Raw genomic sequence first — 8290 nt, forward strand, 5'->3', positions numbered from 1 at the left:
ATACCCGGAAACCAGGATGGGCGCGCCCGATCTCGGCCGACGATTCGGCCCCATTTCCAGCGAAAGGAACAAGGATCGATGGAGTCGCGCGTCGAGCGCCTACCTTCACTGACCGGGCTGCGCTGGTTCGCGGCGCTTTCCGTATTCGTCTGCCATATCGCCCAGCAGGGCATTTTCGCCGACCCGGACGTGGCGTCCGCCCTGGGGCACCTCACGTCGCTCGGCTCGCTCGCGGTCTCCCTCTTCTTCGTGCTGAGCGGCTATGTGCTGACGTGGTCGGCCCGGGACGGCGACTCCGTCAGAAGCTTCTGGCAGCGTAGGTTCGCCAAGATCTACCCGCTGCATTTCGTCACCTTCTGCATTGCGGGCGTCATCATCTTCAGTCTTTCCGAGCCGGTGCTGCCGGGCGGTTCGACGTGGGACGGCATGGTGCCCAACCTGCTGCTGGTGCATTCATGGCTGCCGGACGCGTACATCGTCTCGGGATTCAACACACCGAGCTGGTCGCTTTCCTGTGAAATGGCCTTCTATCTCACGTTTCCGTTGTGGTACCGGCTGCTGCTTCGGATACGGGTGAGCCGGTTGTGGTGGTACGCGGCCGCACTGGCGCTGGCCGTGGTGTGCATGCCGTTCGTGGCCCGGCTGCTGCCGGACAGCGCGGAGGTCGTTCCCGGGATGCCGCTGCGGGACATGTGGTTCACGTACTGGTTCCCGCCCGTGCGGATGCTGGAGTTCCTCCTCGGCATCGTGCTGGCGCTGATCCGGCGCCAGGGGGCGTGGCGGGGGCCCGGAACGGGCACGGCCGCGCTGCTGCTCGGCGGCGCGTTCGCGCTCAACCAGGTGGTGCCGCCGATGTTCACCCTCACCGCCACCACCGTCGTCCCCATCGCCCTGCTGATCGCCGCCGCGGCGGACGGCGATCTGCGCGGGCGCCGTACCGGACTGCGCGCGGCCGTGCTGGTCAGGCTGGGCGAGTGGTCGTACGCCTTCTACCTGATCCACTTCCTGATCATTCGCTACGGGCACCGGCTGCTGGGCGGCGACCAGGGATACGCCCGGCAGTGGGACACCCTCGCGGCGCTCGGCATCACAGCGGCGGTACTGGGGGTCACGATCGCCGCGAGCGCGGTCCTGCACATCTTCGTCGAGCGGCCCTGTATGACCCTGCTGCGCGGCCGCCGCCCTCCGCAGGGGCCGGCTCCCGACTCCGGGGGCCGCCCGCACCGGGCTCCGCTGGAAAGGGCATGACGCGTGGCCGACCAGACCGTTCTCAGTCCGGCACTGCTGGAATACGCCAGGAGCGTCTCGCTGCGCGACGACGCCGTGCTGCGCGAGCTGCGGGAGTTGACGGCGGCCCTGCCGGGCGGACGCGCCATGCAGATCATGCCGGAGGAGGCCCAGCTCCTCGCGCTGCTCATCCGGCTCACGGGCGCCGCCCAGGTCCTGGAGATCGGCACGTTCACCGGGTACAGCACGCTGTGCATGGCCCGGGCACTGCCGCCCGGCGGCCGGATCGTCACCTGCGACATCACCGAGCGGTGGCCCGGCGTCGGCGCCCCGTTCTGGCGGCAGGCGGGGGTCGCCGACCGCATCGACCTTCGCATCGGCGACGCCGCCCGGACCCTGTCCGAGCTGCGTGCACACGAAGGCGACGGCATCTTCGACCTGGTGTTCGTCGACGCGGACAAGGCCGGCTACCCGCACTACTGCGAAGAGGCGCTCGCACTGGTCCGCACCGGCGGACTGCTGGCAGTCGACAACACCCTCTTCCTCGGCCGGGTGGCGGACCCGCGGGCCGACGATCCCGACACCCTCGCCGTGCGCGAGCTCAACGAGCGGCTGCTCCACGACGAGCGGGTGGACCTCGCCCTGCTGACCATGGCCGACGGCATCACCCTGGCGCGCCGCCGGGAGTGATCCACGCTCCGCGGGAACGCGGGGAGCCGTGACACGAGTGGTGCCCACCGCCGCAAGGGCGGTGGGCACCACTCTTTTCCGTACGGCCGTTCCCTCAGCGGAATCGGTTGATGGCCGTGAGATGGCGCTCGCGCAGCTCGTGGTCGCGCACGCCGAGCCCTTCCCCGGGGGCCAGGCACAGGATGCCGACCTTGCCCTGGTGGACGTTGCGGTGCACCTCGCAGACCGCGAGCGCGGTGTCCTCGAGGGGATGGACGCGCGACAGCGTCGGATGGATGAGGCCCTTGGCGATGAGCCGGTTGGCCTCCCATGCCTCGCGGTAGTTGGCGAAGTGGGTGCCGACGATCCGCTTCAGCGACATCCACAGATAGCGGTTGTCGTACTGGTGCTCGAAGCCCGAGGTGGAGGCGCAGGTCACGATCGTGCCGCCCTTGCGCGTGACGTACACGGAGGCGCCGAAGGTCTCGCGGCCCGGGTGCTCGAAGACGATGTCGACGTCCTCGCCCCCGGTCAGCTCACGGATGCGCTTGCCGAACCGCTTCCACTCCCTGGGGTCCTGCGTGTGTTCGTCCTTCCAGAAGCGGTAGTCCTCGGCGCTGCGGTCGATGATCAGCTCGGCGCCCATCCGCCGGCAGATCTCGGCCTTCAAGGGGGAGGAGACGACGCAGACGGGGGTCGCTCCGCCGGCGAGCGCCAACTGGGTGGCGTAACTGCCCAGTCCGCCGCTCGCGCCCCAGATCAGCACGTTGTCGCCCTGTTTCATGGCGGCGCCGTTGCGGGAGACCAGCTGCCGGTATGCGGTGGAGTTCACGAGACCGGGAGCCGCGGCCTCCTCCCAGGACAGATGGCCGGGTTTGGGCATCAGCTGGTTGGATTTCACCAGCGCGATCTCCGCCAGCCCGCCGAAGTTCGTCTCGAACCCCCAGATCCGCTGCTCCGGGTCGAGCATGGTGTCGCCATGACCGTCGGGGCTCTCCAGCTCGACGGACAGGCAGTGTGCGACGACCTCGTCACCGGGCCGCCAGGCGTGCACCCCCGGCCCGGTACGCAACACCACACCGGCCAGGTCCGAGCCGAGCACGTGGTAGGGCAGGTCGTGGCGCGCGGCCAGAGGTGAGGTACGGCCGTACCGTTCGAGGAAACCGAAGGTGGGCAGCGGCTCGAAGATCGACGACCAGACGGTGTTGTAGTTGACCGAACTGGCCATCACCGCGACCAGTGCCTCCCCCGGCCCGAGCCGGGGCAGCGGCACCTCGTCCACGTGCAGGGACTTGCGCGGATCCTTGGCCGCGCTGCTCATACCGTCGAACATGCCGGCGTCCTCCTTGCGGACGGTCACGGCCCGGTAGGACTCGGGCAGCCGCAGCGCGGCGATGTCGGCGGCGGTGCGGCCGGGCGCGGTGATCGTGGCGAGTAGCTCGGTCATGGCGGGGTTCACGGGCTTCACGGGTGCGCTCCGATCGGTCGGTGTGCGAAGAATGCGGCCGGGTCCGTGGTCAGACCACCGCAGCCCGGTGCTCCTGCTGTCCGGAGTGTTCGGCGGTGAGGCGTTCCAGGATCGGGACGATTCCGGCGGGTGTGGGGTCGGCGAGCATCTCCGCGCGCAGCCGGCGCGCGCCCGCCCGGATCGAGGGGTCCTCCACCGCCGTACGCACCGCCTCGGTCAGCGCGTCCGCGGTGAGGTCCGCCGGGGGCAGGTGGAAACCGGCCGACAGACGCTGCAACTGCTGGGCCTTGAGCGGCGCGTCCCACAGGGACGGCACCAGCAACTGCGGCACACCGTGCAGCAGGGCAGTCGACCAGGTGCCCGCCCCGCCATGGTGGATGATCGCGGCACAGCTGGGCAGCAGCGCGTCCAGCGGGACGAAGTCCACCGGCACGATGTTGTCGGGGAGACGGCCCAACCGCTCGCGCTGGGACTGGTCGAGGGTGGCCACCACCTCCATGTCGAGCCGGGCCAGCGACTCCAGCAGCGTCGGGAAGGAGACCGCGTCACGGCCGTAGGTCTCGCGGGCCGAGGTGCCGAGGGTGAGGCAGATCCGGGGACGGTCGGGCGTGCGCAGGAGCCAGGGTTCGACCACCGAGCGCCCGTTGTAGGGGACGTAACGCATGGGCACGGTCGTCTGCCCCACGTCCAGCCGGGTGCTGCGCGGGCCCGGGTCGATCACCCAGTGGCCGAGCACGTCCCGTTCGTCGTACGCGTACCCGTACCGCTCCAGGGTCCAGCCGAGCCACTCCGCGATGGGGTCCTCACGCAGCTCCGCCGGGACCTCGCGGAGTGCCTCGAGGAAGCGTCTGCGGGAACGCCCGATCGCGTCGGGGCCCCACAGGATGCGGGCGTGCGCGGCGCCGCAGGCACGGGCGGCGACCGGGCCGGCATACGTCCAGGGCTCCCACACGACCAGGTCGGGGCGCCAGCCGCGGGCGAAGTCGACGACTTCGTCCATGGTCGCCGCACCGTTGAACGGAGCGAAGCAGAAGGCCGACATCAGCGTCTGCTGGCCCAGCAGATACTCCCAGCCGGCCTCCTGGGCCGGGCCGTCCTCGGTGAACTCCAAGCCCTTGTTGTAGGGCACCAGGTCGCTGCCCATCTCGGCCAGCAACTCGACGGCCGGCCGGTCGTCGCCGACGGGGACGGCGGCCAGACCGGCGGAGGTGATGACATCGGTGAGCGAGGGCGGGCTGGCCACCCGCACCTCGTGCCCGGCCGCACGCAACGCCCAGGCCAGCGGCACGAGACTGTAGAAGTGTGTGTTGTGCGCGAGCGAGGTCAGCAGGACTCGCATCGGGGCTCCGGTTCGTGCGAGGGCGGACGGTGGCGTGGGGCTCAGTGCGCGGAGACGGGGAAGCGGGCGTAGGCGCGTACGACCGGCGAGCGGGGGCGCATCAGGGCCGGGCCCGCGGCCTTCAGACCGGGCAGCGCGCGTGCCAGGGCCGACACGGCGGTCGTGGCGGCCAGCCGTACGACGGGCAGCGCGAGGCCGAGCTGCGGCCCGGTGCGGGACACGTCTCGAGGAGCGTCCGGTGCGCCCGGGGTCACCACCACCACCTGGTCGTCGGCGCGGATGCGACGGCCCCCCAGGCGGACGTCCTCGTGGGCGACCAGGCGCTCCAGGCGGGTGGGCGGCCGCACGAGGAGCGTGCGGTCGACAGCGGCCGACGCCGCCGCGGTGCGGCGGGCGTTCGCCCACTCCCCGGCGCCGCTCAGCAGCGCCCGCACGGTGTTCGCGACGACCGTCGCGGCGGGTTCCGGCGCGCCGACCGCGAGGATCAGGCCGATGCGTTCGACGTCCCGGGGTGCGACTCCCCGGCCCAGCAGCGCCCCGACCAGACCGGCCGGCCGGGCCGCGCCCGTGGCGGCCTCGCGGGCGACCAGTTCGCGGACCAGCGCGGCCACCTCCCGGACCGCCGCGGCGGAGTCCCGTGCCACGGCCAGCGTCTGCGGTGTGAACCGGGCGTCCAGTTGGGGCCCGCACCGGGTGAGCCGACGGACCGCCTCCGCCCGCTCCCCCTCTGCGACGCCCAGGAGCCGGAGCACCAGCGCCCCGACGTACGGCCGGACGACATCACCGACGAGATCGAATGCGGCGCCGTCGACGGGCAGGAGGGCACGGACCGGCGCGTCCGCCTCGGCCCGCTCGGCGCCGAGCAGGGCGCTGCCGCTCAGTGCCGGAGCGGCCAGGGCGTGCAGGCGGGCGAGTTCCGGGCGTTCGTATGCGGGGAACTCGGCGGCGATCGGTAGCAGGTCGGCGTCCGGGCGGTGTCCCGCGCGGTCGAGTGTGCCGAAGCGGGGATCGCCCAGTACCCGGTCCGTCACGGCGGGGTCCGCCGTGACCCAGGCGCCGAGCAGGTCGCTGCGGAACCACGTGCCGTGCGCGCGGATCCGCTCCTCCCAGGGGGTGCTGTCGTCGTCGGTGGCGCGCAGGATCATCGCGTACGGGTCGCCCTGGTTGCCCGCGAACCAGATTCCCGCGCGGGTCAGTTGCAGTCGGCGGCCGAATTCGCGGATCTCGTCGTCCGGCCGGGCGGCCGAGGCCTCGGCGGTGGTGGCGGACATGGCTCCTCCCTCTCTGGTTCGGTGCCGGACGCCGTTCAGCGGCACGTTCCGATGAACAGGCCGGGTCGGCCGATGTCACTGCGGTCCACGTACCGCACCTCGCAACCGGCGTTCTTGAAGGCCCGCTCGTACGCGGACTGCTGGAACAGGGTGATCCGGTGACTCTCGGACAGGACGCGGACGCCGTCCACCGGATGCGCGACCAGGTAGCGCACCTCGATCCGGGTGGCGTCGCCCTCCCGCACGGAGTGCGACATCCGGCATATCGTGCGGTCACCGGCCTCGGTGAGACTCGCCCCGACGTGACCGGGCGTGAACGACTCGGGGAACCACCAGGGTTCGACGAGGATCACGCCGCCCGGGGCGAGGTGCTGAGCGAAACGCTCCAGCGTGGCGTCGAGTTCACCGGTGTCACGCAGGTGGCCGATGGAACTGAACATGCAGACCACGGCGTCGAACCGCCGGCCGAGGCCGAACGTGCGCATGTCGCCCTGGTGCAGCGGCACGCCGGGGTTGCGGCGCGCCGCCAGCGCGAGCATGTCGGGAGAGAGCTCGACGCCCTCCACGTGGTCGAAGAGACCGGCGAGGTGACGCAGGTGCTGACCGGTCCCGCAGGCAACGTCGAGCAGCGACCCGGCGTCCGCACGCTCGGCCCGCACCAGGGCGGCGATCTCCTCCGCCTCACGCCGGTAGTCCTTGCCCTTCCCCTCGTGCACCAGGTCGTAGACGGCCGCGATCTCATCGGTGTACATCAGCGTCCTCCGGGGCGCGCTCGATGGGTTTGTCGTGGTGGTCACCGGCGGTGGACGCCAGCCAGTCGTGGACCGCCGAGGCCGTGTCCGCCGCGTGCTCGGTGAGCATGGTGAAGTGGTTGCCGGGCACGTCGGTGACGCTCGTGACCCCCGGCACCCGGGACCGCCAGCCGTCCGGGCCGCCGTCGCCGGTCCACCTGCGCAGCGGTTCGGAGGCCCGCGCCAGCAGCACGGGCGCGCGCAGCGCGGTGATCTGGCTGCCGAGCAGCAGCCGGTGGTACCCGGCCATGGCTGTCAGCCGGTGCTCCGCGAGCGGCACCGGGCTGCGCTCCAGCGACCAGCGCAGCAGGTCGTCCCGCCATACGCCCATCGCGCCGGGGTCGTCCGGGAAGTACATGTCCATCAGGACGACCGCTGCCGGACCGCTGCCGCGCGACTCCAGATACGCGGCGAGGGCCTGCGCGACGTTCGCGCCGCCGGAGTGGCCCGCGAGGGCGAACGGCTCGCCCCCGCAGTGCTCCAGCAGCGCGTCGGCCCGGTCGGCGAGCAGCGCGTCCAGCGACGCGGGCAGCGGCTCGGCCGGGTCGCCGAAGCCGGGCAGCGGCAGCACGGTCACGTCCCGGCGGCCGCGCAGGGCGTCCGCGAAATGCGCGTACTCCCGGGGGTTCGACGTGGCGGCCGTGCCGGCACAGCAGTACAGCCGCGGCCGGGTGGCCCCGGTCGCGAGACCCACCGGCGCCGGGAGCCCGCTCGGGCGTCCGTCGCCGGTGAAGGCGGGCCGGAACCGGGCCAGTCCGGCCATCAGGGACACCGCCTCGTCGGTCCGGCCCCGGGCGACGGCCGTACGCAGGACGGCGAGCAGCGTGCCCTCCGGCTGCGCGGTCGGCCCGGACGCGCCGCCCGTCGCCCGTCCGGCCAGCTCGGCCAGGTGGTCCGCCAGCGCGGTCGGGTCCTCGTGGTCGAACACGAGACCGGCGGGCAGCTCCAGCCCGGTCGCCTCGGCCAGCCCGTCCCGCAGAGCGACCGCGGCCAGTGAGTCGAAGCCGAGGTCGCGGAAGGAGGCCCGCGCGTCCACCTGCTCGGCGCCGGAGTGACCGAGCACACCGGCGGCCAGTGCCCGCACCAGGTGAAGCGCGAGCCCACGCCGTTCCTCGGGCCGCGCCCGTCCGAGGCGCGGCACGGCCCCGTCGCCGTCATCCGCCGGACCGGACTTCGCGGGACCGCGCCGGGTGGCCGCGCGGGCCGTGCGGACCTGCGGGATGTCGCTGATCAGCGGGCTGGGACGCCTCGCCGTCAGGGTGGGCGCGAACCGGTCCCAGTCGAGGTCGGCGACGGTCACGTTGACGTCGCGGTGGTCGAGGGCCTGCTGCAGCGCGGCCAGCGCCGTCTCCGGCCGCAGCGGCCGCACCCCCTGGCGCTCCAGATAGCCCTCCGGGGCGAGTTCGACCATGCCTTTCCCGCCCCAGACCCCCCAGGCGATGGAGGTGGTGGGTTGGCCTTGGGTGTGGGTGTGTTGGGCGAGGGCGTCGAGGTGGGCGTTGGCGGCGGCGTAGAGGGATTGTCC

At 72.4% G+C, this 8290-nt stretch carries 7 protein-coding genes; 2 read left to right on the plus strand and 5 right to left on the minus strand.

Annotated elements, in window-relative coordinates; translation table 11 throughout:
• Window positions 1-78 precede the first annotated feature (78 nt).
• Window positions 79-1248, plus strand: coding sequence for an acyltransferase family protein (locus AB0B29_RS37160; RefSeq protein ID WP_362247084.1), 1170 nt, complete (start codon window positions 79-81; stop codon window positions 1246-1248).
• Window positions 1249-1251: 3 nt separating this feature from the next.
• Window positions 1252-1917, plus strand: a complete 666-nt coding sequence (locus AB0B29_RS37165; RefSeq protein ID WP_362247086.1) for an O-methyltransferase — start codon at window positions 1252-1254, stop codon at window positions 1915-1917.
• Between the two features lie 94 nt (window positions 1918-2011).
• On the opposite strand, the gene ccrA is transcribed toward AB0B29_RS37165, so the two are convergent.
• The 5 genes from ccrA to AB0B29_RS37190 form a co-directional block, all read right to left on the minus strand.
• Window positions 2012-3343: a crotonyl-CoA carboxylase/reductase gene (gene ccrA, locus AB0B29_RS37170; protein WP_362247088.1), complete on the minus strand. Its 1332-nt coding sequence runs from the start codon at window positions 3341-3343 to the stop codon at window positions 2012-2014.
• 70 nt (window positions 3344-3413) lie between these two features.
• Window positions 3414-4703, minus strand: coding sequence for an activator-dependent family glycosyltransferase (locus AB0B29_RS37175; RefSeq protein ID WP_362247090.1), 1290 nt, complete (start codon window positions 4701-4703; stop codon window positions 3414-3416).
• A gap of 41 nt (window positions 4704-4744) precedes the next feature.
• Window positions 4745-5974 (minus strand): hypothetical protein, encoded by a 1230-nt coding sequence (locus tag AB0B29_RS37180; protein ID WP_362247092.1) that lies wholly within the window; start codon window positions 5972-5974, stop codon window positions 4745-4747.
• A gap of 35 nt (window positions 5975-6009) precedes the next feature.
• Complete coding sequence (locus AB0B29_RS37185) at window positions 6010-6726, minus strand: class I SAM-dependent DNA methyltransferase (RefSeq protein ID WP_362247094.1); 717 nt, start codon at window positions 6724-6726, stop codon at window positions 6010-6012.
• On the minus strand, window positions 6713-8290 hold a 1578-nt coding region (locus tag AB0B29_RS37190; protein WP_362247096.1), incomplete at its 5' end, for a thioesterase domain-containing protein. The genes AB0B29_RS37190 and AB0B29_RS37185, both read right to left, overlap by 14 nt.

The sequence above is a fragment of the Streptomyces tibetensis genome (assembly GCF_040647715.1).
GTDB classification, from domain to species: Bacteria; Actinomycetota; Actinomycetes; order Streptomycetales; family Streptomycetaceae; genus Streptomyces; species Streptomyces tibetensis_A.

What these genes read in the sequence shown, in the direction of transcription:
- AB0B29_RS37160 (WP_362247084.1), top strand. Translation starts at nt 79, where the DNA reads ATGGAGTCGCGCGTCGAGCGCCTACCTTCACTGACCGGGCTGCGCTGG.
- ccrA (WP_362247088.1), bottom strand. Translation starts at nt 3,343, where the DNA reads ATGACCGAGCTACTCGCCACGATCACCGCGCCCGGCCGCACCGCCGCC.
- AB0B29_RS37175 (WP_362247090.1), bottom strand. Translation starts at nt 4,703, where the DNA reads ATGCGAGTCCTGCTGACCTCGCTCGCGCACAACACACACTTCTACAGT.
- AB0B29_RS37180 (WP_362247092.1), bottom strand. Translation starts at nt 5,974, where the DNA reads ATGTCCGCCACCACCGCCGAGGCCTCGGCCGCCCGGCCGGACGACGAG.
- AB0B29_RS37185 (WP_362247094.1), bottom strand. Translation starts at nt 6,726, where the DNA reads ATGTACACCGATGAGATCGCGGCCGTCTACGACCTGGTGCACGAGGGG.